This window comes from Streptomyces sp. NPDC048636, assembly GCF_040650655.1.
Taxonomy (GTDB): Bacteria; Actinomycetota; Actinomycetes; order Streptomycetales; family Streptomycetaceae; genus Streptomyces.
Genome location: NZ_JBEZHR010000001.1, coordinates 289,758 through 315,219, shown reverse-complemented (window position 1 = coordinate 315,219; position 25,462 = coordinate 289,758). Strand labels below are relative to the sequence as shown.

Sequence of the window (25,462 nt, the reverse complement as noted above, 5' to 3'; positions counted from 1 at the left end):
CCCCTGGAGCTCTTCTGATGTCCGACACCACCGCCGATCTCGTCTTCACCGGTGGCCCGGTGCACACCGGCGATCCGGCACTCGGCCGGGTCACCGCCGTCGGCGTACGCGACGGCCGTATCGAGGCCGTCGGCCAGGACGCGGTGGACGAGCTGATTGGACCGCGTACCGAGGTGGTGGACCTGGCCGGGCGGCTGTTGCTGCCCGGATTCCAGGACGCCCATGTCCATCCGCTGGGCGCCGGTCTCGAGCTGGGACAGTGCCACCTCGCCGACTCCACCGACGCCCACACCTATCTGGCGACGATCGCCGCCTACGCGGAGGCCCATCCGGACGCCGCCTGGATCACCGGCGGCGGCTGGTCCATGGAGGCCTTCCCGGGCGGCACCCCGACCGCCGCGATGCTCGACGCCGTCGTCCCGGACCGGCCGGTCTATCTGCCCAACCGCGACCACCACGGCGCCTGGGCCAACACCCGCGCCCTCGAGCTCGCGGGCATCGACGCCCGCACCCCCGACCCGGTCGACGGCCGGATCGAGCGCGATGAACACGGCAACCCCACCGGGATGCTCCAGGAGGGCGCCGCCGCACTCGTCGGCTCGCTGCTGCCCGAGGCCACGCTCTACGAACAGCTCGCCGGGCTGCTGCGCGCCCAGTCCGTACTGCACTCGCTGGGGATCACCGCCTGGCAGGACGCGATCGTCGGCGCCTACGCCAATATGGCCGACCCGACCCCCGTCTACCACGCGGCCATCGACGGCGGGCTGCTCACCGCCCGGGTGGTCGGCGCGCTGTGGTGGGACCGGGCGCGCGGCGCCGAGCAGATACCGGAGCTGATCGCCCGCCGGGAGTCCACCGGGCGCGGCCGGGCGCTCCGCGCCTCGACCGTGAAGATCATGCAGGACGGGATCGCCGAGAACCACACCGCGGCGATGCTCGGCCCCTATCTCACCCGCTGCGGCTGCGCCTCCGACAACTCCGGGATCAGCTTCGTCGATCCGCGGGAGCTGCGGACGTATGTCTCCGAACTGGACGCGCACGGCTTCCAGGTGCACTTCCACGCGCTGGGCGACCGCGCCGTACGGGAGGCGCTGGACGCGGTCGAGGCCGCGCGGACCGCGAACGGCCACCGCGACAACCGGCACCACCTCGCCCACCTCCAGGTGGTCGACCCGGCCGACGTACCGCGGTTCCGCACACTCGGCGCCACCGCCAACATCCAGCCGCTGTGGGCCGCGCACGAACCGCAGATGGACGAGCTGACGCTGCCCTTCCTCACCCCCGAGCGCGGGGGAAACCAGTACCCGTTCGGCGCGCTGCTCCGGGCCGGGGCCACCCTCGCCGCGGGCAGCGACTGGCCGGTCAGCAGCCCGGATCCGCTGGCGGGCATCCATGTCGCGGTCAACCGGCGGCTGCCCGACGCGGCCCCGGGGACCCCCGCGTTCCTGGCCGGGCAGCGCATCGGCCTGGAGGCGGCCATCGCCGCGTACACGGCGGGCAGCGCGTATGTGAACCACGCGGACGACACGGGCACCATCGCCCCGGGCCAACTCGCCGATCTTGTCGTGCTGGACGGCGACCCCTTCGACGGCCCGCCGGAGGAGATCGCCGAACGGCGGGTGCTCCAGACCTTCGTGGGCGGCGAGCGGGTGTACGCGGCGGCCGACGCCTGATCAGCCGGTGCCGTCCCCGGCCGCCGTACCGGGGACGGCCGCCGTACCGGGACCGGCCGCCGTCAGGTCGCGCTGCATCAGCGTGGTGTCGATCCAGCGGCCGTGTTTATGGCCGACGGCGGCCAGCCGGCCCGCCGGGGTGAAGCCGAAGCGGCGGTGCAGCGCGACCGAGGCGTTGTCGCCGCCGTCGGCGATGACCGCGACGACCTGGCGCACCCCCGCCCGCGCGCAGCGGTCGAGCAGGGGCTCGAGCAGGGCGCGGCCCACACCGGCGCCGGTGTGGCCGGGGGCGAGATAGATGGTGTCCTCGACGGTGTGGCGGTAGGCGGGTTTCGGGCGGAACGGCGCGGCGTACGCGTAACCCGCGAGGGCACCGCCCGGTCCGGACCCGGTGCCGGTGTCCGCGACGAGGAACGGCAGCCCGCGCTCGGTCAGTTCGGCCAGCCGCCGCGCCCAGAAGGCCGTGGTGGGCGGTGTCTCGTCGAACGTGGCCACGGTCTCGGTGACGTAGTGGGCGTAGATCGCCGCCACCGCGTCGAGGTCGGCGGGGGTGGCGTCGCGTATCTCCACGGCGGTCGCGCTCATGGCGCCACCGTAGACGGTGGGCCGTGCCCCGGGCCGCCGGGGTCCGGGCGGCGGGTGCGGGCCGTCCTCGTGGACCCGGTGGCCGCGGGCATGTCGATGACCTCACGGGCCATGGTCAACTTGCCCGCTTCCGGAGCAACCTCTCCCGCTTCCGGGTCATCCTCCGGAGCGTACGAGGGTCTGCCGTCCGCGCCGATCCGCTGGTCCTCCGATCCGCCGACCCGCCGTCCCCACGGCCGCCTCTGGAGCCTCCCCCGTGACCTCGACACAGACGCGCCGCCCTGCCCGGACACATCCGGTCCGCGCCTTCGTCCTCCACCGTCCGACTCTGTGCGCGGCGGTGCTGTGTCTGGTGTCCTTCACGGGGTTCTGGATCGCCCAGCGGGCCGCCCAGGTGTCGATGGTCGATCTGCTGGTCTACCGGGCCGAGGGCTGGACGGTGCGCAACGCCGCGGATCTCTATGACATGCGGGCGACCGTCCACAGTCTGCCCAACACCTATCCGCCCTTCGCCTCGATGCTGTTCACCCCGCTGACCCTGATGGCGACGGGCACGCTGCGCGTCTTCGGCACCGCGTTCAACCTCGCCCTGATGGTCGCGCTCGCCCACCTGTCCCTGCGGCTGACCGGGCTGCCGCGCGCGCTGCCGCGTCCGGCCGCCGTCCTGGCGCTGGCGGCGGTGGCGGTCTGGTGCGAGCCGGTGTGGACGACGCTGCGCTACGGGCAGATCAACCTGCTGGTCACGGTGGCGGTGCTGTGGGATCTCACCCGCCGGGCGGGCCACCGCGGAGCCGGTATCGGCACCGGTATCGCGGCCGGGATCAAGCTGACCCCGGGGCTCTTCGTGGTCTTCCTGGCCCTGGCCGGGCTGGTGACGGGGGTACGGCGGCTGCGGATGTCCCTCGGGCCGCTCGCCGCGTTCCGCAACGACGATCTGCGGCGCGCGGCCGTCGCCACCGCCGTTTTCGCGGCCACGGTCGGGCTCTCGGCGCTCGCGCTGCCGCACGACTCACGGCGGTTCTGGACCGAGGTGGTGTTCTCGGCCGACCGCCCGGGGGAGGTCGAGGGCGCGGGCAACCAGAACCTCCGTGGTGTGCTCGCCCGGCTGCTGCACACCACCGATCCGGGGCCGTGGTGGGTCGCCACCGCGGCGGTGATCGGCTGTGTGGGGCTGGCCGCGGCGGTCGCGGCCCAGGTCACGGATGAACGGCGGCTGCCGTACGCACGCGCGTGGGCCGCCCTCGGCTGCGCGGTCACCGCCCTCATGATCAGCCCGGTCTCCTGGTCGCACCACTGGGTCTGGGCGGTGCCGATGGCGCTGCTGCTCGCCCTGGAGGCGGCGCGGCGGCGCACCGCGGTGTGGATCGCCGGGGCGGTGGTGACCTGGCAGCTGTTCTGCTCCTTCATGATCTGGTACGTGCCGCACGCGCGGCCGACCCGGGTCGAGTTGCACCAGAACCCGGCCCAGATGCTGCTGACCGCGGTCTATCCGCTGATCGGCGTGGTCTTCCTGGCCGTCCTGGCCCGGCTGACCCTGCGCGCCGCCCGCGGCCCCGCCGCCCGGTCCCTCCCCCGCCCGGCCGAGGCCCCGCGCGACTCGTCGTCCTACGCGCGCGGGTAGCGGGTGAGCCAGGCCGGGGACGAGCCCCCCGGGCCGTGCAGGGCGGGGCCCTGTGTCATCTCCATCGCGAAGTCGTCGGCCAGTTCCAGGATGGTGCCGCGCCCCTCGACCTCGGCCAGCCAGGCGGGCGGCAGGGCCGTCTCACCGTGCAGAACGCCCAGCAGGTTGCCGCAGACGGAGCCGGTGGAGTCGCTGTCCCCGCCGTGGTTGACCGCGAGCAGCAGTCCATGGCGTACGTCCTCGGCGACCAGCGCGCAGTACAGGCCCATCGCCAGGGCCTCCTCGGCGGTCCAGCCCTCGCCCAGGGAGGCGACGCGCTCGGCGGTCGGCAGCCCCTGGCGTACGGCGCCGAGCGCCTGCCGGAGGGCCTGGGTGGTCTCCTCGTGGCCGGCCCGGGTGGCCAGGTGGGCGAGGGCCCGCTGGACCGCGCCGTCGAGCCCCTCGCCCCGGGCCAGACCGTGCACGATCAGGGCGAAGGCCCCGGCCGCGAGATAGCCGGTGGGGTGGCCGTGGGTCTGCGCGGCGCATTCGATGGCGAGCTGGAAGACCAGTTGGGGCTCCCAGCCGACCAGCAGTCCGAAGGGCGCGGAGCGCATCACGGCGCCGCAGCCCTTGGAGTCGGGGTTCTTGGGGGCGTCGAGGGTGCCCATGGTCTCGTCGGCGAGCCCGTTCAGACAGGCCCGGCCGGGGGCGCGCTGCGCGTACAGCCACTCCTCGCGGGCCAGCCAGCCGGCGTCCTCACGGCGCTCGTCGGGCCCCCAGTCGCGCTGGGTGGCGTACCAGCGGCGGTGGGCGGCGTGGATGTCGGTGGGCGGGTGCCAGGCGCCGGTGTCCCGGCGCACCTGGGCGCGTATCAGCCCGTCGACGGTGAACAGGGTCATCTGGGTGTCGTCGGTGACCCGGCCGCGCCGCCCGTAGGCGGACAGGAAGTCGGTGACGCCGTCCGTGCCGTGCGCCGCCCTGATGTCGTCCAGGGAGGAGAACTCGACGGCCGCCCCCAACGCGTCCCCGATGGCGCCCCCGAGCAGACAGCCGCGCACCCTGCTGCGGAAATCCTGCTGCTCGGCGCGGCCCCATACGCCGGTCGCTGCGCTGGCGGTTGCGGTCACGACCCTTCCCCATTTCTTTCCCGGTGGTGTCCACTGCACCCGACTGCCATCGCACTGTAATGGACACGGAATGATCGCTTTGAGCCACCGTCCGTGGTGAAACCGAATGTGAAGGCGCTATCACGCGGAAACCGGCGGACCCACCCATTCCGACCCGCCGCGGGCACCGGTAATTCCTCCGCCATATCCGCGCGCTTTCCTCACCGTTGACCGCGCCGCGCACGAGGTGTTCGGAATGCGGAACGGCGTTGCCGCGAATAGCGCCGCCGTCATGCGTTTCGCGTTTCGCCGTCCGTTCCGGCCGGAGCGGGAGAGAGCGGCTCAGCCGGAACAGACCACCAGCCCGGCCCGGGTCGAGACCTGGAACGCGCCCTTCTCCTCGATCTCCTCGCACACCAGCCGCTCCGCGCGGCCCAGCACCTCGTCCGTGGCCACCCCGCGCGCCCGGGCCCAGGTCCCGTAGGACGCCAGATGGGCGAGCACCGGCGCCGGGTCGCGCACCGTCAGCGTCGCGGCCAGCTCCACCGTGCGCACCTCGGCGAAGGCCGCGCGCAGCAGTCCGGCCGCCTCCTCCAGCGGGAACCGCCCGCTGAACGAGGGGCGTTCGGAGCCGCCCGCGCCGCCCGACACCTCCTCCGCGGCCCGCTCCCAGAGCCGGGCCAGCTCGGCCTTGTCCCGGCGGCCGTTGGTGGACACCACGGCCATCCCGTCCGGTGCCAGCACCCGGCGCAGCTCACTGATCGCCCGTGGAATGTCCGGTACGTGGTAGAGCATATGCATCGCCAGCACCCCGCCGCAGACCCCGTCGGCCAGCGGCAGTTCCTGTGCGTCGGCCACCGCGGCCCGGCCCGCCGACCCGGTCAGCATGCCCGCCGACAGATCGAGCCCGAGCACCCTCAGATCGGGCCGCTCCGCGCGCAGCCGGGCGCTGAACACCCCATTGCCACAGCCGACATCCACCACCGCGCCCCGCACCCCGCGCAACGCGGCGGCGGCCAGCCCCGGGAAGTCGTGCCGCGGGCGCTGGTACGCGTACAGCGCCTGACGCGCCGCGAGACGGCTGTCGTCCCGGTACTCCCTCTCGACGAGGGATCTGCGGTCGAGCACGGCACCACACCTCTCTGCCCGGGCCACCGGGCACACCCGGGGCCCGTCGGGACGTTCGGGACGTCGGGCGGAGGCAACAGTTTCGCGGACCGGCGGCGTGGGCGACAGAGGGCCCTCACGGCGGCCGACGGCGCCGTCCCCCGCCATGACCTACGGGGTACGGCGCCGTCCGGGGCGACGGGCGCTCAGTCCCCCAGCACCGGCAGCAGCTCCGGCAGATGGCCGTCCGAGGCCAGCGCCGCGGCCTGGCGCTCCTCGGAGACCGGGCCGTAGCCGGTGGTGCGGGGGCGGGCGGGGCGGCCGGCCAGCTCCGCGATGGCGATCAGGTCCTGGATGGAGCGGTAGGAGCCGTAGGAGGAGCCCGCCATCCGGGAGATGGTCTCCTCCATCAGGGTGCCGCCCAGGTCGTTGGCGCCGGAGCGGAGCATCTCGGCGGCACCCTCGGCGCCGAGTTTGACCCAGCTGGTCTGGATATTGGGGATATGGGGGTGCAGCAGGATCCGGGCCATGGCCGTGACCGCGCGGTTGTCGCGGGTGGTGGGTCCGGGACGGGCGATACCGGCGAGGTAGACCGGGGCGTTGGTGTGGATGAACGGCAGGGTGACGAACTCGGTGAAACCGCCCGTCTCCTGCTGGATGGCGGAGAGCAGCCGGAGGTGGCCCAGCCAGTGGCGCGGCTGGTCCACATGGCCGTACATCATCGTCGAGGAGGAGCGGATACCCAGTTCATGGGCGGTCTTGATGACCTCGACCCAGGTGGCGGTCGGCAGCTTGCCCTTGGTGAGGACCCAGCGCACCTCGTCGTCCAGGATCTCGGCGGCCGTCCCGGGAACGGAGTCCAGCCCGGCCTCCTTCGCCGCCGTCAGCCATTCCCGGATGGACAGCCCGGTGCGGGTGGCGCCGTTGACGACCTCCATCGGGGAGAAGGCGTGGACATGCATCCCGGGCACACGTTCCTTCACCGCGCGGGCGATGTCGAAGTAGGCGGTGCCGGGCAGGTCCGGGTGGATACCGCCCTGCATGCACACCTCCACCGCGCCCACGTCCCACGCCTGCTGGGCGCGGTCGGCGACCTGGCTCAGGGAGAGGGTGTAGGCGTCGGCATCGGTGCGGCGCTGGGCGAACGCGCAGAAGCGGCAGCCGGTGTAGCAGACATTGGTGAAGTTGATGTTGCGGGTGACGATGTAGGTGACCTCGTCGCCGACGGTCGACCGGCGCAGGTCGTCCGCGATCCGGCAGAGCGCGTCCAGCGCCGGACCGTCGGCGTGCAGCAGGGCCAGCGCCTCGGGGTCGGTCAGCCGGGTGGGATCGTCCGCCGCCTTGGCGAGGGCGGACTTGACGTCGGCGTCGATCCGGGAGGGGACCATCCCCGGGGCCGCCGCCTCGCGCAGCGCCTCCCAGTCGCCGTACACCTCGTCGAAGTCCTCACGGCGGTCGCCGGTACGGCCCTCGGTGTCGATGGTGTGGTGCAGATCGGTACGGCCGGTGGAGGTGAACGCCTCCTCGGGTTCCTGCCAGGGCAGCCCGGCCGGGAGGGCGTCCTCACGGGCCAGTCCGGTGTCCGGGTCGGCCAGCGCCCGGACATGGGGCAGCAGCCGCGGATCCAGCCAGGGTTCACCGCGCTGGAGGTACTCGGGGTAGACGCACAGCCGCTCGCGCAGGGCGAATCCCGCGGCGGCGGAGCGCTCGGCGAGCTCGTCCAGCTGGGGCCAGGGGCGCTCGGGGTTGACATGGTCCGGGGTGAGCGGGGAGACGCCGCCCCAGTCGTCGATCCCGGCGCCGATGAGCCGCTCGTACTCCGCGTCGACCAGGTTGGGCGGCGCCTGGATACAGGCGGAGGGGCCCAGGATGTGCCGGGCGACCGCGACCGTGGCCACCAGATCGGCCAGTTCGGCGTCGGGCATACCGCGCATCGCGGTGTCCGGTTTGGCGCGGAAGTTCTGGATGATGACTTCCTGGATGCCGTGGTAGGCGCGGGAGACCCGGCGCAGCGCGAACAGCGAGTCCGCACGCTCCTCATGGGTCTCGCCGATCCCGATCAGCAGTCCGCTGGTGAACGGGACGGAGCTGCGCCCGGCGTCCTCCAGGACGCGCAGCCGTACGGCGGGCTCCTTGTCGGGCGAGCCGTAGTGCGGACCGCCGGGCTCGCTCCACAGCCGCTCGGCGGTGGTCTCCAGCATCATGCCCATGGACGGCGCGACCGGCTTGAGCCGCTGGAAGTCGGTCCAGGTCATCGCGCCGGGGTTGAGGTGGGGCAGCAGCCCGGTCTCCTCCAGGACGCGGATGGCCATGGCCCGCACATAGGCGAGGGTGTCGTCGTAGCCCTCGGCCTCCAGCCACTCGCGCGCCTCGGGCCAGCGGTCCTCGGGGCGGTCGCCCAGGGTGATCAGGGCTTCCTTACAGCCGAGTTCGGCGCCGCGGCGGGCGATGGCGAGGACCTCGTCGGGCGACATGAACATCCCGTGTCCGGCACGGCGCAGCTTTCCGGGCACGGTCGCGAAGGTGCAGTAGTGGCACTTGTCCCGGCAGAGCCGGGTGAGCGGGATGAAGACGCTGCGCGAGTAGGTGATGACGCCGGGGCGGCCCGCGGCCTCGAGGCCCGCGTCACGGACCCGGGCCGCGGAGGCGGTGAGGTCCGCCAGGTCGTCACCGCGCGCCTGGAGCAGCACCGCCGCCTCGGCCGTGTCCAGCGCCACGCCGTCGCGGGCCCGTTTGAGCGCGCGGCGCATCGCGTTGGCGGTGGGGCCGTTCGGGCCGGGCGATGGGGTTCCCTGCGCGCTCGTGGTCATCCTCCGAGGATACGAGTGGCGCCCACCACTACCAGACCGCCCGGGCCTGCGGTTTTGTGGGTCTGGTCACGGCGGTTCGGGGGTGCGGGCGGGAATACGGACCGCGCGGCGGCGGGGGCGCCGTGCGCGGATCGCGACCGCGGATCGTGGGACCGAGGCGCGGGTGGGCGCCGCGCGCGGGTCGCGGGGCGCATGTGCGGACCCGGGTCGCGGGGTGGGTCACAGGTACTGGGCGTAGTCGTCGAGGGTACGCAGGATCTCCGCCCCGACGGCCGCGCCGGTGGCCCCGGGCCCGGGCACCGGGAGTTGGACGACGATCTCCTCGATACCGAGGTCGGCGTAGTGGGCCAGCTTGCCGGGCGAGGGCAGCACCCCGTACGGCACCACCTCCAGCGCCGCCGGGTCCCGGCCCGCCTCCTCCCACACCCGGCGCAGCGCGGGGATCGCCTCCGTCAGACCGCGCCCCCCGGTGGGCATCCAGCCGTCCGCGTAGGCGGCGATGTGGGCGAACAGCTTGGGCCCGGCAGCGCCGCCGACGAGGGTGCGCGGACCGGTGAGCGGATCGGCCGGGGAGCGCCTGCGCACCGGTTTGGGGTGCGCGAGGCTGGCCCGCACCGATCCGAACCGGCCCCGGTAGGCGGTGGGCTCGGGGGTCCACAGGGCCCGCATCAGCGCCATCCGGTCCTGGACGAGATCGCGGCGGTCGGACCAGGAGACGTTGTGGTCGGCGGCCTCCTCGACGTTCCAGCCGTAGCCGATACCGAAGGTGAAACGGCCGTCGGACAGGTGGTCGAGGGTGGCGACGCGCTTCGCGAGGCTGACGGGGTCGTGCTGGGCGACGAGGGCGATACCAGTGCCGACGCCGAGTACTTCGGTGACGGCGGCCGCCTGGGCGAGCGCCACGAACGGGTCGAGGGTGCGGCCGTATTGACGCGGCAGCGGCTCACCCGTCGGGGCGGGGGTGTCGCGGCTGACGGGGATATGGGTGTGCTCGGGCAGATAGAGCCCGGCGAAACCGCGCTGTTCCAGCTCCTGGGCGAGCCGGGCGGGCCGGACGGTCTCATCGGTGAGAAAGACGGTGGTAGCGATGCGCATGGCTGCACCTCCGCGTGGGCCGGGTGGGGCTGCGCGTATGTTCCCCCGTCGCCATGGAGTTATCCACAGGGCTTTCCGTGGAAGTCACCCACGCGTACAACGGTGTCACGCGGGTGTCGTACGGCACCGCACGGCGCGGCACGGCACGGCACAGGGCAGATCCGATGGCGGGCACGTTCGATGGTGGGGGCGACCATGCAGCGACGCGACGTACTCAGGCTCTCCGCGCTCGCGGGCGCGACGGGGGTGTTCACGCTCGACCCCGTGACGTTCGCGCGGGCCGAGGGGCGGGACGACGGCGGTGACAGCGGCAGCGGCGGGCAGCGGGAGAAGACGCGCACCGTCACCGGCCAGCTGCCCACCGGCGCACCGGACTTCGTCTATCTGCCGGTCGAAGTGCCCCCCGGGGTCCGCGAGATCGCCGTGTCGTACGGCTACGACAAGCCGTCGGTCCCGACCGGCACCCAGGGAAACGCCTGTGACATCGGCATCTTCGACGAGCGCGGTATCGATCTCGGCGGGCGCGGCTTCCGCGGCTGGTCGGGCGGGGCGCGTACGGAGTTCGCCATCAGCGCCGAGGAGGCGACACCGGGGTATCTGGCGGGGCCGGTGCGGGCGGGCACCTGGCATGTGGTGCTCGGGCCGTACACCGTCGCCCCGCAGGGGCTGACCTACGAGGTCACCGTGACCGTGCGGTTCGGCGAGCCGGGGCACACCCCGAAGCCGGTCCACCCGCCGCAGCGGGCGAAGGGGCGCGGCCGGGCCTGGTACCGGGGCGACTGCCATCTGCACACCGTGCACTCCGACGGTAAGCGCACCCCCGCCGAGGTGGCCGCCGCGGCCCGCGCCGCCGGGCTCGACTTCCTCACCACCACCGAGCACAACACCACCTCCGGGCACGGTGCCTGGGCCGGGCTGTGGGGCGATGACCTGCTGATCCTCACCGGTGAGGAGGTCACCACCCGCAATGGCCATGTGGTGGCCCTCGGCACCGACCCCGGCGTCTTCATCGACTGGCGCTACCGCGCCCGGGACAACCGCTTCGGCCACTACGCCCGCAAGATCCGGCAGGCGGGCGGACTGGTCGTCCCCGCGCATCCGCACGGCACCTGTGTCGGCTGCAACTGGAAGTTCGGGTTCAACGAGGCCGACGCGGTCGAGGTGTGGAACGCGGACTTCACCCCGGACGACGAGGCCACGGTCGCCGAATGGGACAACACGCTGGTGGCCGCGGCCCGGGGGGACGGCCGCTGGCTCCCGGCGATGGGCAACAGCGACGCCCACCGGGAGCCGCAGGTCGTCGGGTTGCCGCAGACGGTCGTGCTCGCCGACGAGTTGTCCCGCACCGCGATCCAGGAGGGCATCCGCAAGGGCCGCAGCTGGATCGCCGAGTCCTCCTCGATCGACCTGACCTTCGAGGCGGTCGGCGGCCGGGGGAAGCACGCGGGGATCGGCGAGCGGCTGGAGATCGGCCGCGCGGAGGAGGTCACGGTCCGGCTGAAGGTCTCGGGCGCCGGACCGGACTGCTCGGTGCGGTTCCTCACCGACCAGGGCCAGCTGTACGGCACGGCGCTGCCGGGCTCCGGGGCGGGCACGGCGGAGTGGCGCACCACGCCCTCGTACGCCGCCTATGTACGCGCCGAGGTGCGCCACGCCCCGGCCGACGGCGGGGCATCCGGCATCCCCGGCCGCATGGCCGCCATGACCAACCCCATCTGGCTCGGCGAGCGGTAGGGGCTTCCCCCGCCCGCTCCGCCACAGCGGTCGGCCGGTCCACCCCGGTGGACCGGCTGGTGGTCACCCGCGAGCCGAGGGCCTCGGCGGCGCCGCCTGCCCCTCCTCACCCGCGGCCCCACCGGCGGCCAGGGCCAGGGGGGGGTTCCGCGAGGCGCCCCCGACCGGGGCGGTGCGGGGCGAGGGATCAGTCCCTGGTGCTCACCGTCGCGGTGTCGCGGCCCGAACGCAGGACCGTTCCCGGGACGGCGCCGGTGATCGTGTCGTCCCGGACGGTCTCCACCCCGCCCACCCGGACGCTGACCAGGCCCACCGCCCGCGAGTCCAGCCGGGGGCTGTCCCCGGGCAGGTCGTGGACCAGGGTGGCCTGGCCCGCGTCGATCCGCTCGGGATCGAACAACACGAGGTCGGCGTGGTGGCCCTCGGCGATCCGGCCGCGGTCCCGCAGCCCGAACAGCCGTGCCGGGTCGTCGGTCAGCATCCGCACCGCCCGCTCCAGACCGACCAGCTTCCGCCCGCGCAGGCAGTCGCCGAGGAAACGGGTGGTGTACGGGGCGCCGCACATCCGGTCCAGATGGGCCCCGGCGTCCGAGCCGCCGAGCAGAACGTCCTCGTGCTCCCAGGTCTGCCGCCGCAGCTCCCAGCTGGCCGGGTCGTTGTCGGTCGGCATCGGCCACAGCACGGTGCGCAGTTCATCGGCGGCGCAGATCTCCACCAGGGCGGCGAAGGGGTCCTGACCGCGCTCGGCGGCGATATCGCGGACGACCCGGCCGGTGAGCCCGGTGTTGGCCTCGCTGTAGGTGTCGCCGATGACATAGCGCGCGAAGTCGGCCAGCCGCCGGAAGACCCCGGCCTCGGGGCTCTGGGCACGCCGCAGCATCTCCTCCCGTACGGCGGGTTCACGGAGTCGGGCGATCCGCTCGGGGACCGGCAGCGCCAGGACGTCGCCCCAGCCGGGGATGAGGTTGAGCGCGCAGAAGGTGCCGAGGGACATGTTCATGGGGGTGAGGATCGGCATGGTGAGCGCGACGATCCGGCCGCCCGCCTTACGGGCGCGTTCACTGGCCTGGAGCTGGCGCGGCACCCGCTCCGGCACGGCGGCGTCGACGGTCAGCACATTCCAGTTGAGCGGCCGTCCGGCGGCGGCGCTCATCTCCACCAGCAGGTCGATCTCCTCGTCCGCGAACCTGTCCAGACAGCCCGCGACGATCGCCTCGATCTGCGTCCCCTCGTGGTCGGCGACGGCCCGGGACAGCGCGATCAGTTCCTCGGGCCGGGCGTGCCGGGAGGCGACCGGTCGGCCGTCGCCGTCGGCGTGGGTGGCGGACTGGGTGGTGGACAGCCCCCACGCCCCCGCGTCCATCGCCTCGTGGAACAGCCGCAGCATCGCCTCCAGCTGGGCCGCGGTGGGCTGGCCGCCGATGGCGTCGGCGCCCATCACATGGCGGCGCAGTGCGCAGTGGCCCACCATGAAGCCCGCGTTGACGGCGATCCGGCCCTCCAGCGCGTCGAGGTACTCGCCGAAGCCGTGCCAGTTCCAGGGCGCGCCCTCCTCCAGCGCGACCAGCGACATCCCCTCGACCCGGCTCATCATCCGCCGGGTGTAGTCGGCGTCGCCGGGCCGGTCGGGGTGGAGCGGCGCCAGGGTGAAGCCGCAGTTGCCGCCGACCACGGTGGTCACCCCGTGGTTCATGGAGGGGGTGGCGTAGGGGTCCCAGAACAGCTGGGCGTCGTAGTGGGTGTGCGGATCGACGAACCCGGGCGCGAGCACCAGCCCGGTGGCGTCCTCGGTGGACCGGGCGGGCTCGCCGACGGCCCCGGGCTCGGCGACGGCGACGATCCGCCCGTCGCGGAGGCCGACATCGGCGGTGCGGGACGGCGCGCCCGTGCCGTCCGCCACGGTGGCGCCCTGGATGAGGTGGTCGAGCACGGCTGGAAGTCCCTTCGTCTCGGCGGCCGGACAGCGCCTAGCGGCCGGCCGTACCGCGGAAGCGCGTGGTCCGGTGGACGGGATCGGTGTCGATCTTCGGGATCACCTGCTCACCGATGAGCTTGATGGTGTTCATGGTGTCCTCGTAGCCGATGCCGATCGGCAGTCCGAACGACAGCTGGTCGGCCCCGGCCTGCTCCCACCGCTTGCACTGGCGGAACACCTCGTCCGGGTCGCCGCAGATCATCAGCTCCTCGGCGATGAGGAGTTCGATGATCTCCTCGGTGTACTCCGGCAGCAGTTCCGGCCACTCCGGGATGCCCTCGGGCCGGGGGAAGGTGTCGTGGTAGCGGAACAGCAGCGACTGGAGGTGGTTGAGTCCGCCGCCGACCGCGATCTCGACCGCCTTGGCGTGGGTCTCGGCGCAGATCGCGGTCGAGGTCACCATCACGTTGTCGTTGACGAATCCGCCGACCGGTTCGGCCCGTTCGACGGCGGTCTTGTAGGAGTCGAGCACCCACTCCATATCGGAGACCTTCTGGATGGAGAAGCCGAGGACGCCGAGCCCCTTCTCGCCCGCCATCGCGTACGAGGAGGGCGAGCCCGCCGCGTACCACATGGCCGGGTGCCCGGCGCCGTACGGCTTGGGGAGCACCTTGCGCGGCGGCAGCGACCAGTGCCTGCCGTCGAAGCCCGGATACTCGTCCTGGAGCCACATCTTGGCGAACTCGCCGATGGTCTCTTCCCAGATCTCCTTGGTGTAGTTCATATCGGTCACACCCGGGATGAACCCCAGGATCTCGTGGCTGCCCGCGCCGCGCCCGGAGCCGAACTCGAACCGCCCGCCGGAGAGGTGGTCGAGCATCGCGACCTTCTCGGCGACCTTGACCGGGTGGTTGACCTGCGGCAGCGGATTGAAGATCCCGGAGCCGAGGTGGATGCGTTCGGTGGCGTGGGCGAGATAGCCGAGGAAGACGTCGTTGGCGGAGAGGTGGGAGTACTCCTCCAGGAAGTGGTGCTCCGAGGCCCACGCGTACTTGAATCCGGACCGGTCGGCCTGGATGACGTACTCGGTCTCCTCGACCAGTGCGTGGTGCTCGGCCTCGGGGTCGGTGCGGCGTCGTCGCTCCGGTACGTACCCCTGCACGAACAGTCCGAATTCCATGGAGGTTCACCGCCTCTGGCATCGCCCGTTCACGGTTATCTGACTGACCGTCAGATTTTGACTGACTCTGGCACCGCGAGAGTGGAGCGTCAAGACCGGTGCTCCCACCCCGGGGCGGACCACCGGGGGTCAGAACACCGACACCCCGGCCAGCCAGCCGCCGTCCGCCACGAACGGCTGGCCGGTGATGTACGAGGAGTCGTCCGAGGAGAGGAAGAGCGCCAGCCGCGCCACCTCCTCCGGGCGCCCGATCCGCCCCATCGGCACCAGCTTCCGGTACAGCTCGTCCACCGCCGCCGACGCCTCCGCCGGATCCGCCTCGGGGTCGAGCCGGGCGGGGTTGGTCATCGGGGTGTCGATGGCGCCCGGGCACATCGCGTTGACCCGGATCCCCTTGTCCGCCAGCTCCATCGCCGCCACCCGGGTCATCCCCACGACGGCCGCCTTGGTGGCGGCGTACGAGGTGAGGAAGGCCATCCCGGACAGGGCGACATAGGAGGCGGTGTTCACGATCGTGCCGCCGCCCGCGGCCGCCAGCTCCGGGGCGACCGCCCGCATCCCGAGGAACGCACCGACCTGGTTCACCCGTACCACGGTCAGGTACTCCTCCAACGGGGTGCCGGTCAGCTCGTTGAAACGGAGGATTCCGGCATTGTTGACCAGGCCGTTCACCGCGCCGAAGGCGTCCTTGGCGGCGGTGACGGCCGTCGCCCAGTCCTCCTCGCGGCCCACGTCCAGATGGACGTAGCGGGCGCGCTCCTCGCCCAACTCCTTGGCCAGCGCCTCACCCTGTCCGTCCAGCACATCGCCGAGCACGACCCGTGCGCCCTCCGCGGTGAACAGCCGGGCCTCCTGCTCGCCCTGTCCGCGCGCCGCACCGGTGATGATGACGACCCGTCCGTCCAGCTTGCCCACTTCTGCCTCCCGGTCAGCGGTGTCGGTCAGTCGTATCGATCCGTCGTATCGATCAGTCGCATCGATCAGTCGTCGAGGTGCGGAGCGACCTCGGTGGCGAACGCCGCCATCTGGTCGAGGAGTTCGGCGCGGCCGCGGCTGCGGAACCGCACCTGGATCTGGTGCACCCCCATGGCCGCGTACGCGCGCAGCGAGTCGGCGAGCCGGTCCGGGGCGCCGGTCAGCGTCCGCCGCCCGACCTCCCAGCCGGGCTCCCCCACGTAGAGCGGTTCGGTGATGGCCCCGATCTCCAGCGGCTGCGCACAGCCGGGGTCCTGCCGGGCGGCCCGCTCGCGCAGCGTGCGCAGCCGCGCGATCTGGGCGGGCAGCAGCTCCCGGGGGTCACCCTGCGGCAGCCAGCCATCGCCCCGGACCGCCGCCCGGCGCACCGCGGCGGGCGAGGAGCCGCCCACCCAGATCGGCGGGCGCGGGGTCTGGACCGGGCGCGGGGCCACCGCGAGCCCGCTGAAGGTGAACCGCTCACCGTGGAACGTGGCGAACTCCTCCGGTCCGAGCAGCACCTTGAGCGCGTCGATCGACTCGTCCAGCAGCGGCCCGCGGGCGGCGAAGTCCACGCCGAGCGCGTCGAACTCCTCCCGCACATGCCCGGCCCCGACGCCGAGGATCAGCCGTCCGCCGGAGAGGTGGTCGAGGGTCGCGTACTGCTTGGCGTTGAGCAGCGGATGGCGCAGCGCGGCCACCGCCACATGGCTGAGCAGCCGGATCCGCTCGGTCGCCGCGGCGAGGGCGCCGAGGGTGGCCACCGGGTCGTACCAGACGGTGCCCATCGCACCGGCCAGCCGCCGCGGGATCGCGACATGGTCGCAGACGGCGAGATAGCCGAAGCCGAGCCGGTCGGCGGCGCGGGCGAGCGCGAGCAGATCGGCCGGGCCCGCCGCCGCCTCCCAGGGCTCGGCGTAGAGGGTGCTCTGCGACTGGACCGGAAGCTGCATTCCGTAACTGAGCCGCCCCGAGGGCAGGACGCGCATGGCGTGCCTCCTTGTCGGTGGACCGCCATCGTCGTATCTGACGGTCCATCAGACAAGGCCCCGCCCGCACCGGAACGGCGGACGGGGCCGGACCGGAGGGTGCCGCCCGCCGGGCACCTCGGAGCGGTGGACACTTCGCGGACGCCTCAGACCGGCGGCCCCGCGCGGGCACTTGAGACCCCCGGACCCGCGGACGCCTCGCGGACGCGTCAGTGCCCCCGGACGCCTCGCGGACGCTTGAGGGCACCCGCACCCGCGGGCGGCTCAGACCCGCGGGCGCACGTCGACGCCGATCCAGTCGTACTTGCCGTACGCGTACCACTCGAGCCCGGAGAAGAGCGTGACCAGGTACCCGCCGCGCTCCCAGCTCAGCGCCCGCTCCGCGCCCAGCGGCTCCGGCGGCTCCACCGCCGACGGCTCGCCCAGCCGCCCGCGCAGCAGCCCCTCGACCCGCCGGTACTCGGCCTCCCAGTCGTCCTCCTCGGCACGCGGCAGCCAGGTGCCGCCGCCCATGGAGTCCAGGTCCCAGTACTCCTCGGGCGGTATCGGGGCCCCGTCGTGGCCGGTGACCCCGAACGCGCTGTAGGCGACGGGCAGCATCACCGAGCAGTCCGTACGGCACTCCGGGTGGTCGCACACCACGGTGGGCACGGCGCGCTCCTCCGCGCAGCCGGGGTACTCGCCGAGCGCGATATGCCAGCCCTCGTCGAAATCCCCGGCCAGCGGCCACATGTCCACCCACCCGACCACGGGCTCGCCGTCCTCGCCCTCCACATGCCAGCCGTTGCGCACGAAGACGTCGTCATGGGCCTGCCGGCTCCAGGGCAGGTCCGCGAACTCCAGGATCCGGTCGAGCCATGCGTCGTCGAGGGGCAGCAGCATCATCGCCATGCCCGGGACGCTACCGGCCACCACCGACAGCGCCCCGGGACGGCCTCACCGGCTCAGGACCCCGGCCCCGCCCACAGCCCGTCGTCCGTCAGCCCCAGCAGGTCGATGGCGTTGCCGCGGACGATCCGCTCGACCACATCCGGTGCCAGATGACCCATCTGCGCCTCACCGACCTCCCGGGACTTGGGCCAGGTGGAGTCGGAGTGCGGATAGTCGGTCTCGTAGAGGACGTTGCCCACTCCGATCGCGTCCAGGTTCCGCAGCCCGAAGGCGTCGTCGAAGAAGCATCCGTACACATGCTCCGCGAACAGCTCCGACGGCGGCCGCAGCACCTTGTCGGCCACCCCGCCCCAGCCGCGGTTCTCCTCCCAGACCACATCGGCGCGCTCCAGGATGTACGGGATCCAGCCGATCTGCCCCTCGGCGTACATGATCCTGAGGTTCGGGAAGCGCTCGAACTTCCCGCTCATCAGCCAGTCGACCATCGAGAAGCAGCAGTTGGCGAAGGTGATAGTGGAGCCGACCGCCGGGGGCGCGTCCGCGGAGGTCGAGGGCATCCGCGAGGACGAGCCGATATGCATGGCGATGACCGTGCCGGTCTCGTCGCAGGCCGCGAGGAACGGATCCCAGTCGTCGGTGTGGACGGAGGGCAGCCCCAGGTTCGGGGGTATCTCCGAGAAGCAGACGGCCCGTACTCCGCGCGCCGCGTTCCGCCGCACCTCGGCGGCGGCCAGCTCCGCGTCCCACAGCGGGATGAGGGTGAGCGGGATCAGCCGTCCGCGCGCCTCGGGGCCGCACCACTCCTCCACCATCCAGTCGTTGTACGCCCGCACCCCCAGCAGCCCCAGCTCGCGGTCCTGGGCCTCGGTGAAGGTCTGCCCGCAGAACCGGGGGAAGGTGGGGAAGCAGAGCGCGGACTGCACATGGTTGACGTCCATGTCCGCCAGCCGGTCGGGCACCGAGTAGGAACCCGGCCGCATCTGCTCGTAGGTGATGGCCTCCAGCCGGACTTCGTCCCGGTCGTAGCCGACCGCCGTGTCCAGCCGGGTCAGCGGCCGCCGCAGCTCCTCGTACACCCACCAGTCCGCGAGCGGCCCGTCGTCCCCGGGCGCGCCCATCTTCGGCGCGAACCGGCCGCCGACGAAGGTCATTTCCTTCAGCGGCGCGCGGACGATCCGCGGGGCGGTGTCGCGGTACTTCGACGGGAGGCGGTCCCGCCAGACGTGAGGGGGTTCGACCGTGTGGTCGTCCACCGAGATGATCTTGGGGAAGCTCTCCATGGGTGTCACGGTAGCGCCGATCTGACGGATCGTCAGCTAGGTGAATCCGCCGAGCCCGCGCTTCGTGCTGACGTACGGCCGCGATGGCGGCAGACTGGCCGTATAGCGAGACGGCACGTGCGGGGGGCACCATGGTCGGCGGCGGCAAGCGACCGGAAGGGCGGGGAACTTCGGCCACGCCCGGTCCGGAACGGGCCTGGCGGGACGAAGAGTTGGGCCTGGCCCTCGATGAAGGACGCATCGAACTGGAGTTGGAGCGCGGTCGCCACGCCGACGTCCTTCCCGAGCTCACCGGCCTGACCACGGCCCATCCGCTGCGCGAGCGAATGTGCGGGCTGCTGATGCTGGCGCTGTACCGCGACGGACGGCGCTCCGAGGCGCTGGCGGTGTACGACGATCTCCGGCAAAGGCTCGCACAGGAGCTGGGGGTGGAACCGGGAGCCACACTCACCGGGCTCCGGCGGCGCATGGAGCGGTCCGACCCCGCCCTCACCCAGATCTCCACCGCGCCCGGGTCGGCACCGACGCGTCCCGCCCAGCTGCCCGCCACTGTCGCCGACTTCACCGGACGCTCGGACTTCCTGGCCGAGCTCAGCGAGCGCGTCGCCGCCGGGGAGCCGGCCGGCACCGTGCTGACGATCACTGGCACCGGTGGCATCGGCAAGACGGCGCTGGCCGTGCACGTCGCCCATGCCACGCGGCACCGCTTCCCCGACGGCCAGCTCTATGCCGATCTTCGTGGGGCCGGCCCGACTCCCGCCGAGCCGGATGGCGTGCTGGGTGGCTTCCTGCGCGCCCTGGGGACGCCTGACTCGGCCGTACCCGACGGCCTGGAGGAGCGCGCGGCGCTCTACCGGTCCGTACTCGTCGGCCGTCGTGTCCTGGTCCTCCTGGACAACGCGCGCGACGCGGCGCAGATCCGCAGGTTGCTGCCCGGCGGGAGCGGCTGCGTCACTCTGGTCACCAGCCGTACCCGCATGACCGGCCTCGCCGGTTCCCACGGGGTGGCACTGGACGTGATGGGGTCGGACGAGGCGTTCGCCCTCTTCGCGCGCATCGTGGGGGAAGAGCGCGCGGAGGTGGAACGGGAAGCGGCCATGGAGGTGGTGAGCGCCTGCGGCCATCTACCGCTCGCGATCCGCATCGCCGCCTCCAGGCTGGCGGCCCGCCGCACCTGGACCGTCTCGGTCCTGGCCCGCAAGCTCGCCGACGAGCGCCGGAGGCTGGATGAACTGCGCGCCGGGGACCTGGCCGTCAAGGCCACCTTCGAGCTCGGTTACGGGCAGCTGGAGCCCCCGCAGGCACGGGCGTTCCGGCTGCTTGGGCTCGCCGAAGGGCCGAACGTCGCGCTCGCCTCCGCCGCGGCGGTCCTCGGCCTGCCCCATGAGGACACCGGGCGGCTCCTCGCCTCGCTGGAGGACATCTCACTCCTGGAGGCCACCGCACCGGGCCGGTACCGCTTCCATGACCTGGTTCGACTCTACGCACGGGCGTGCGCGGAGCGCGGAGCCCAGCAGCCGGGCGAGCAGGACGCCGCGCTCTCCCGTCTGCTGGACTTCTACCTGGCCACCGCCGCCCGGGTGTATGCCCTGGAGCGGCCTGGCGACCGCACCGTGGAGCACTTTGAACCCACCAGCGCCTCCGCCCTGAGCTTCCCCTCCTCACGAGCCGGGCTGAACTGGCTGTTCAGCGAGGCTGACGGGCTGATCAACTGTGTGTCACAGTGCACCGGTCCGGACACCCGCCGCCGCGCTGCCGACCTGCTGATGGCCGCCCTCGACCTCGCCGAGTCCGGTGCGCGCCCGCGCCAGTACGAACGCGCCGCACTGGCCGTCAGCGAAGCAGCGCACGCTGCGGGGGACAGCCACACCGAGGCGCGCGCCCGCTCGGCCCTGGGGCATCTGTACGGCTTCACCGGCCACTTCGAGCAGGCGGCGCGGGAACTACGGCGCGCTCTGACGCTCGCCGCCGAGGACCCGGTCGTCGCGAGCCGTGCCGCGAACCAGCTTGGCATCGTGGTCAGCGGCCAGGGACGGCACGAGGACGCTGAAGGCTTTCTGGAACAGGCACTGGCCGCGTTCCGCGCGGACAGCAACGAGGCGGGCGAGGCAAGCGCGTTGGCCAACCTCTCGCGGCTGCACGTGACGCTCGGGCGCACCGAGTCCGGGGTCACCCTGGCCGAACAGGGGCTGGCGATCTACCGGCGACTCGGAGCGCCCCTTCGGCTGGCCAATGGAATGTACACGCTGGGGATCGCCCTCACCCGGGCCCATCGGCTGGACGAGGCGATCGTCCAGCTCACCCGGGCCCTCGGACTGTTCCGGGACGCCCGCCAGACTCTATGGGAAGGGATGACCCATTTCCGGCTGGCTGAAATCCACCTTGCGGCCGGCCGACCCGCCAAGGCGCTGGCGTATGCCGAGCGGTCGCTGGCCCTGGGGGGCTTCGGCGGCGAGTGGCGCCGCTTCACCTTCCTCACCGTGCGGACAAAGGCCCTGATGGCCCTAGGACAGGAGACACGTGCGCGGGAGTGCTGGCGGGAAGCGCGGGAGCTCCGGGAGCGGCTGGACTCCCCGGAGCCCACCGAGGTGCGCCAATTGCTCGCCGGTGCGCCCGGGATGCCCCTGCCGGACGGGGATTCTTTTCCCGGCCACACCAGCGGGTCCCTGCCGGGAGGCTCCCTGACCGAAAGGCGTCCACCCATCTGACGACCCGTTGACCGACGAAGCGTCGCCAACCGTGTCGGCCCTGTGCAGAGGTTCAGCCCCTACTGACGTAAAGCCCGCCGACAAGGCAAACTGGCCCCTGCAACTGGGAGGCAGAGGCAGGGGGAGACCATGGCCGGCGAGAAGGAGCGAGCGCAGGACCAGCCCTTGCGCTTCACCGTGCTCGGACCGGTACGCGCATGGCGGGGCGAGCAGCAGATCAGTACGGGATCTCCCCAGCAGAGGGCACTGCTCGCCGCTCTGCTGCTGCGGAGCGGACGCACTGCCACCGCACCCGAGCTGGTGGACGCCCTCTGGGGTGAGGAACCGCCGGACGCGGCCATCGCGGCGTTGCGCACCTACGCCTCCCGGCTGCGCAAGGCGTTCGCACCGCACTCGGACGTCCTGGTGAGCGAGTCGGGCGGTTACGCGGTGCGAGCGGGAGCGGGAGCACTGGACCTGGAGATGGCCGAACGGCTGGTGACAGACGCCGAGAAGTCACGGAACTCCGGCGACCGACTCCAGGCCCGTGAGCTCATCACGAAGGCGCTCGACCTGTGGGACGGCGAGTCCCTGGCCAACCTCCCTGGCCCGTACGCGGAGGTGCAGCGGGCGCGGCTGTCAGAATGGCAGCTGGTCCTCACCGAGACCCGGCTCGACCTGGACCTGGAGCTCGGCCACCACACCGATGTCGTCTCCGACCTCACGGCGATGACTGCGGCTCATCCACTGCGAGAGCGGCTGCGCGAGCTTCTGATGCTGGCGCTCTACCGCAGCGGACGCCAGGCCGAGGCCCTGGCCGTCTACAACGACACCCGACGGCTGCTCGCCGAGGACCTCGGGGTGGATCCGTGCCCGGAGCTGTCCGAGCTGCACCAGCGCATCCTCCAAGCGGACGCGGAGCTGGCGGCGCCTCCGGACAGTCGCGCGGCCGCGGGCCCCACATTCGTCCGCCCGGCCCAGCTGCCCGCGACCGTTGCCGACTTCACCGGCCGGGCAGCCTTCGTGACCGAGCTCAGCGATCAACTCGCCTCCGCCGACGGACATGTCATGGCCGTGTCAGCAGTGGCGGGCATCGGCGGAGTCGGCAAGACGACGCTGGCCGTGCACGTGGCCCACGCGGCCCGACACCACTTCCCGGACGGCCAGTTGTACGTGGACCTCCAGGGAGCGGGGCCGGTGCCCGCCGAGCCCGAGGCCGTACTGGGCTCCTTCCTGCGCGCCCTGGGCCTCCCGGAATCCGCCGTCCCCGACGGGGCCGAGGAACGCTCCGCCCTCTACCGCTCCACCCTCGACGGCCGCCGCGTCCTCACCCTGCTCGACAACGCCCGCGACGCCGCCCAGGTGCGGCCCCTGCTCCCCGGTACCGAAGGCTGCGCCGCCCTCATCACCAGCCGCAGCCGCATGGTGGACCTGGAGAGTGCCCACCTCGTCGACCTCGACGTGATGAGCCCCGACGAGGCTCTGGTGCTCTTCACCCGCATCGTCGGCAAGGAACGGGTGACCACCGAGCGCGAGGCAGCCATGGACGTGGTGGCGGCCTGCGGCTTCCTTCCGCTCGCCATCCGGATCGCCGCATCCCGGCTGGCCTCCCGCCGCATGTGGACGGTCTCGACGCTGGCACTCAAACTCGCCAACGAGCGCCGCCGCCTGGACGAACTACGGGTCGGCGACCTGGCGGTGCGGGCCACCTTCGAACTCGGCTACGGCCAGCTCGAACCGGAACAGGCGAAGGCATTCCGGCTGCTGGGGCTGGCGGAAGGGCCGGACATCTCGCTGGCCGCCGCGGCGGTCGCCCTGGATCTGGACCCCTTCGATGCCGAGGAACTGCTCGAATCGCTCGTCGACGCCTCGCTGCTCGAGTCAGCCGCACCGGGCCGCTACCGGTACCACGATCTGGTGCGGCTCTACGCGCGTGACTGCGCGGAGCGTCACCAGCCGACCGCCGACCGCGAGGCGGCTCTGTCGCGGCTGTTGGACTTCTACCTGGCCACCGCGGCCCGGGTGCACGCGATGGAGCGGCCGGGCGACCGGCTGGTGGACCACCTGTCGCCAACCACCCACCCGGGGCTGGACTTCCCTCACCAGGACGCGGCTCTCGACTGGCTGTTCACCGAGGCGGACTGCCTGCTGATGTGCGCCCAGCAGGCCGCCCGCGGGGGTACGCTGCGCCGGGCCGCGGACGTGCTGCTGGCCGCCATCGACCTCGCTGAGTCCGGCGCCAACGCCCCCCGCTACGAGGCACTGGCCCAAGTCATCAGCCGGGCCGCACGCGGGGCGGGCGACACCCGGGCCGAGGGCCGCGCGCGGGTGTGCCTGGCCAAGGTGCACCAACTGGCCGGGCGGCTCGACGAGGCGGACGCGCAGGCCGAGCGTGCCCTGGATCTGGGCACCGCGGCACAGGATTTCGTCATTGTGGGACGCGCCCGTACCGAGCGCGGCATCCTGGCGCACCTCAGCCGTACCCGCTGGGACGACGCGGAACGCCATTTCCTCCAGGCGATCGAGGCGTATCGGGCAGTGGACGACCGGCCCGGCGAGGCCAGCGCGCTGTGCAACCTCTCCCGCGCCTATGTGGAGATGGACCGCATCGACAGCGCGATCGAACTGGCCCGGAAGGGTGTCGAGATCTACGAGAGCCAGGGGCGCACCCTGCGTGTCGCCAACGGTAAGTACGCGCTGGGGATCGCGTTGACCGGGGCCGGACTGCTCGCCCAGGCGCTGGAGCAGCTCAACGAAGCCCGCGACCTGTTCCACGAGCACCGCCAGCCGTTGTGGGAGGGAATGGCCCACCAGCGACTGGCAGAAGCCCATCTGGCCGTCCCCAGCCCGGCCAAGGCCGCCACCCATGCCGAACAGGCCCTGGCATTGCGGGGAATCGGCGGCGACTGGCGTCGGGCCGTGGTGCTGACGCTGCTCGGCAGGGCCCTGCTGGAGCTGGGGCAGGACGGGCGGGCGGAAGCCTGCTGGCGTGAAGCCCTGGCTATCCACGAACGGTTGGGAACCCCGGAGGCGGAGGATGTCCAGAGCCTGCTGGCCCCCGCCGCAGCGCTCTGACCTCCTACGGCGCCCCCGTTCATCAATCGTTTATCGCCGTCCGCGATTCTCTTAACTGTCGATCCGTCCCCGCGGGGGGCAGACGGGTCGGTTGTGAGGTCACACCGTAGTGTGGGCGGCCCTTGCAGGGCTCGTCCGGCGACCCACGGGGGAGTCGCCGGGCGGGCCCGACGGGCCCCCCAACGACCAGCATCCGATGGAGTTCACCGTGACGAACGAAGCCAAGAAGCCCGAGTCCGACGCCTACCGGCCGCTGGAGGCCGACCCGGCTCCCGCCTCCCTCTCCACCAAGGGCGAAGGCCACACCCCGGCTCCGCCACAGCTCTCGACACAGGGGGAGGGCCACACCCCCGCACCACCGCAGCTGTCGACCCAGGGCGAGGGCCACACCCCCGCGCCGCCGCAGCTGTCGACCCAGGGTGAAGGCCACACGCCGCCGCCGCCGAAGCAGGCCGCGGAGGGGGAGGGCCACACCCCGTCGGCGCCCGAGTAGATCGGGCTCCGAAGCCACCCATGAGGTGACCTGAGGAGCCGGTGTCGATGACGCGGAGGGGACGTCATCGGCACCGGCTCCTCTCTATGTCGTGGGCGAGGCACAACGCGCCAAGCTTCGCTCATTTCAGGCCAGATGACTGAACCCATCAGCCCATCCATGGCCAATTTGCATTACAAAAAATCCACCACCCCCGTACCGGAGGAAACTGGAATGTCTCGTACCACAAAAGGTATAGCTACCTTGGCCCTTGCGATAGGAGTCGCGGCCGGCACCGGCCAGTCC

General features: G+C 72.4%; 17 protein-coding genes. 6 read left to right on the top strand and 11 right to left on the bottom strand.

Translation table 11 applies throughout. The annotated features are described in order from the left end of the window. Positions 1-17 precede the first annotated feature (17 nt). Positions 18-1,673, top strand: a complete 1,656-nt coding sequence (locus tag AB0C66_RS01480; protein WP_362431381.1) for an amidohydrolase — start codon at positions 18-20, stop codon at positions 1,671-1,673. Here AB0C66_RS01480 and AB0C66_RS01475 read toward each other — a convergent pair whose 3' ends face one another. Further along, positions 1,674-2,258 (bottom strand): N-acetyltransferase family protein, encoded by a 585-nt coding sequence (locus tag AB0C66_RS01475; RefSeq protein ID WP_362431378.1) that lies wholly within the window; start codon positions 2,256-2,258, stop codon positions 1,674-1,676. Positions 2,259-2,514: 256 nt separating this feature from the next. On the opposite strand from AB0C66_RS01475, the gene AB0C66_RS01470 reads away from it, so the two are divergent. Beyond that, on the top strand, positions 2,515-3,879 hold the full coding sequence (locus tag AB0C66_RS01470) for a glycosyltransferase 87 family protein (RefSeq protein WP_362431375.1): 1,365 nt from the start codon (positions 2,515-2,517) through the stop codon (positions 3,877-3,879). Here AB0C66_RS01470 and AB0C66_RS01465 read toward each other — a convergent pair. From AB0C66_RS01465 to AB0C66_RS01450, 4 genes are all read right to left on the bottom strand, one after another. Beyond that, positions 3,864-4,988 carry an ADP-ribosylglycohydrolase family protein gene (locus AB0C66_RS01465; RefSeq protein WP_362431372.1) on the bottom strand — a complete coding sequence of 375 codons (1,125 nt, stop codon included), beginning with the start codon at positions 4,986-4,988 and terminating at the stop codon, positions 3,864-3,866. The genes AB0C66_RS01470 and AB0C66_RS01465 overlap by 16 nt on opposite strands. Positions 4,989-5,309: 321 nt before the next feature. After that, the gene (locus AB0C66_RS01460; RefSeq protein ID WP_362431370.1) at positions 5,310-6,095 is read right to left on the bottom strand and encodes a class I SAM-dependent methyltransferase; all 786 of its coding nucleotides are present in this window, start codon (positions 6,093-6,095) and stop codon (positions 5,310-5,312) included. A gap of 185 nt (positions 6,096-6,280) precedes the next feature. After that, complete coding sequence (locus AB0C66_RS01455; RefSeq protein WP_362431367.1) at positions 6,281-8,884, bottom strand: bifunctional FO biosynthesis protein CofGH; 2,604 nt, start codon at positions 8,882-8,884, stop codon at positions 6,281-6,283. A gap of 219 nt (positions 8,885-9,103) precedes the next feature. Further along, positions 9,104-9,979: a TIGR03619 family F420-dependent LLM class oxidoreductase gene (locus tag AB0C66_RS01450; RefSeq protein WP_362431363.1), complete on the bottom strand. Its 876-nt coding sequence runs from the start codon at positions 9,977-9,979 to the stop codon at positions 9,104-9,106. A gap of 195 nt (positions 9,980-10,174) precedes the next feature. Between AB0C66_RS01450 and AB0C66_RS01445 the strand changes: the two genes are divergently transcribed. Beyond that, positions 10,175-11,713, top strand: coding sequence for a CehA/McbA family metallohydrolase (locus AB0C66_RS01445; RefSeq protein WP_362431360.1), 1,539 nt, complete (start codon positions 10,175-10,177; stop codon positions 11,711-11,713). A 187-nt stretch (positions 11,714-11,900) separates the two neighbouring features. Here AB0C66_RS01445 and AB0C66_RS01440 read toward each other — a convergent pair whose 3' ends face one another. The 6 genes from AB0C66_RS01440 to AB0C66_RS01415 form a co-directional block, all read right to left on the bottom strand. Then, positions 11,901-13,643 carry a D-aminoacylase gene (locus AB0C66_RS01440; RefSeq protein ID WP_362431357.1) on the bottom strand — a complete coding sequence of 581 codons (1,743 nt, stop codon included), beginning with the start codon at positions 13,641-13,643 and terminating at the stop codon, positions 11,901-11,903. A 37-nt stretch (positions 13,644-13,680) separates the two neighbouring features. Further along, on the bottom strand, positions 13,681-14,808 hold the full coding sequence (locus AB0C66_RS01435) for an LLM class flavin-dependent oxidoreductase (protein ID WP_362431354.1): 1,128 nt from the start codon (positions 14,806-14,808) through the stop codon (positions 13,681-13,683). A gap of 129 nt (positions 14,809-14,937) precedes the next feature. Beyond that, positions 14,938-15,723: a glucose 1-dehydrogenase gene (locus AB0C66_RS01430; protein ID WP_362431351.1), complete on the bottom strand. Its 786-nt coding sequence runs from the start codon at positions 15,721-15,723 to the stop codon at positions 14,938-14,940. A gap of 65 nt (positions 15,724-15,788) precedes the next feature. Continuing rightward, positions 15,789-16,751: a TIGR03619 family F420-dependent LLM class oxidoreductase gene (locus AB0C66_RS01425; protein WP_362431349.1), complete on the bottom strand. Its 963-nt coding sequence runs from the start codon at positions 16,749-16,751 to the stop codon at positions 15,789-15,791. 264 nt (positions 16,752-17,015) lie between these two features. Beyond that, positions 17,016-17,642, bottom strand: a complete 627-nt coding sequence (locus tag AB0C66_RS01420; RefSeq protein WP_362431346.1) for a hypothetical protein — start codon at positions 17,640-17,642, stop codon at positions 17,016-17,018. 53 nt (positions 17,643-17,695) lie between these two features. Beyond that, complete coding sequence (locus tag AB0C66_RS01415) at positions 17,696-18,922, bottom strand: amidohydrolase family protein (protein WP_362431344.1); 1,227 nt, start codon at positions 18,920-18,922, stop codon at positions 17,696-17,698. A 131-nt stretch (positions 18,923-19,053) separates the two neighbouring features. Between AB0C66_RS01415 and AB0C66_RS01410 the strand changes: the two genes are divergently transcribed. From AB0C66_RS01410 to AB0C66_RS01400, 3 genes are all read left to right on the top strand, one after another. Continuing rightward, positions 19,054-21,630, top strand: a complete 2,577-nt coding sequence (locus AB0C66_RS01410) for a BTAD domain-containing putative transcriptional regulator (RefSeq protein WP_362431341.1) — start codon at positions 19,054-19,056, stop codon at positions 21,628-21,630. A gap of 129 nt (positions 21,631-21,759) precedes the next feature. Beyond that, entirely contained in the window at positions 21,760-24,684 is a 2,925-nt protein-coding gene (locus AB0C66_RS01405) for a BTAD domain-containing putative transcriptional regulator (RefSeq protein WP_362431339.1), read from the top strand. A gap of 208 nt (positions 24,685-24,892) precedes the next feature. Next, entirely contained in the window at positions 24,893-25,177 is a 285-nt protein-coding gene (locus AB0C66_RS01400; protein WP_362431337.1) for a hypothetical protein, read from the top strand. Positions 25,178-25,462 lie beyond the last annotated feature (285 nt).